Annotated in this window: 1 protein-coding gene; it reads left to right on the top strand. The window is 62.1% G+C overall.

Annotation, left to right across the window (positions count from 1 at the left end; translation table 11 throughout):
- Positions 1-579, top strand: a 579-nt coding sequence (locus tag B5G37_RS15440; RefSeq protein WP_158099455.1) for a hypothetical protein, incomplete at its 5' end; no start/stop codon positions are given.
- Positions 580-795: the final 216 nt, after the last annotated feature.

Raw genomic sequence — 795 nt, 5'->3', positions numbered from 1 at the left:
TCCGCCTCCGTCTGGTCCGCCAACAACGGCACCGACACCCTGCAATTTACCGGACACACCTACACGGAAACCGTGAACGGTAAGGCCACCGAACACACCTACGCCGTCACCCGATTGGAGAAGGGCACCGACACGGCGGGTATGGAGATCGACACCGCCGTGTTCGAGACGGACACCGGCACCCATGTCATCCGCTACACCTGCCAGACAGGCACCGGCGAGGTGACGGACACCCTCAGCGCCACCCTGTCCAGCGGCACCGCCTTCCAACTGCAAGACACGGACTATGTACGGCAGAACCCCGTGCAGGACATCACCGTGGAAGGGCTGAACGACGAGATCACCGCCCTGCTGGGCGGTACGGACAACCTCACCAGCGAACTGAGCAAATGGTGCGCCGCCTACTATCCCACCGCCTCCACGGCGACATGGAACGGCACCGCCACCATCAATTACAACGAGAACACCATCACCACCGCGTTCACCCTGACCATCGCGGATACCGCCCCCGGTTCCGGCACCGCAACCGTATCCGCAACCTACCACCGTGCGGACGGCACATACGAGTTCGGCCTGTGACCGGCGGACGCAAGAAAGGACACCCATGAATAACATCACCATCACGGAAACATCCGTATACGACAGGCGGCGCAGGTGGCTGCGCATGGCGGCGATAACCGCCGTCGCCATTGCCCTCGTCCTGCTGCTTCCCGTCACGGCCCACGCCGAGGAACCGGAATACCATTGGATCACCGACTTCGGCGGCAGTCTTCGGAAATTCATCTGCTCCATGAT

Origin of the sequence: Pseudoflavonifractor sp. An85 (genome assembly GCF_002161235.1) — a bacterium.
Lineage (GTDB): Bacteria > Bacillota > Clostridia > Oscillospirales > Oscillospiraceae > Enterenecus.
The sequence above is the reverse complement of the archived record's forward strand: the minus strand, read 5'-3'. Positions and strand labels throughout refer to the sequence as shown.